At 67.1% G+C, this 596-nt stretch carries 1 pseudogene; it reads right to left on the bottom strand.

From position 1 onward, the window contains the following. Positions 1–596 (bottom strand): annotated as a pseudogene (locus tag FAZ21_RS20690) (RHS repeat protein); the annotation flags it as partial.

The raw sequence follows: 596 nt of genomic DNA, 5'->3' as shown, positions 1-596 counted from the left end.
CTTGGCCTGTTGGGCGCTTTGTTGGGCGGCGGCGAGCACGCCGGCCGGGTCGTTGCGGTCTTCGCGTTTGATGTTGCCGGCGTTGTCCAGGGTGTAGTCGATGCGGCTGCCGTTGCTGTGGTCGATGCCGATCAGGCGGTGTGCGGGGTCGTGGCGATAGGCCAGCCAACTGCCGTCGGGTAGCGTCACTTTGCTGAGCAGGCCGGTGGGCAGGTAGTCGAAGCGGGTGGTTTCGCTGCCGGTGGTGCGGGTCTTGAGGCGCTGGCGCAGGTCGTAGCTGTAGGTGGTGGTGACGCCGTTGGGGTCGGTCATGGCCAGCAGGTTGCCGTGCGGGTCGTATTGGGTGTAGCGGGTGACCTGGTTCAGCGGGTTGGTGACGGTGGCGAGGTTGCCCTGGGCGTCGTAGCTGTAGCGGGTAACTTTGCCGCGCGCGTCGGTGGCGGTGTCGAGCAGGCCGTTGGGCAGGTAGGTCCAGCTTTGGGTGCGGCTGGCGCTATCGGCGGTGACGGTCTTGCTGAGCAGGTTGCCGTTGGCGTCGTAGGTGAATGTGGTGCTGCGGCCCGGTTCGGTGATGCTGGCGGGCAGGCGCAGGGTGG

This window comes from Chitiniphilus eburneus (assembly GCF_005048205.1).
GTDB classification, from domain to species: domain Bacteria; phylum Pseudomonadota; class Gammaproteobacteria; order Burkholderiales; family Chitinibacteraceae; genus Chitiniphilus; species Chitiniphilus eburneus.
Note: the sequence above shows the minus strand (reverse complement) of the source record. Positions and strands in the feature narration are given on the sequence as shown.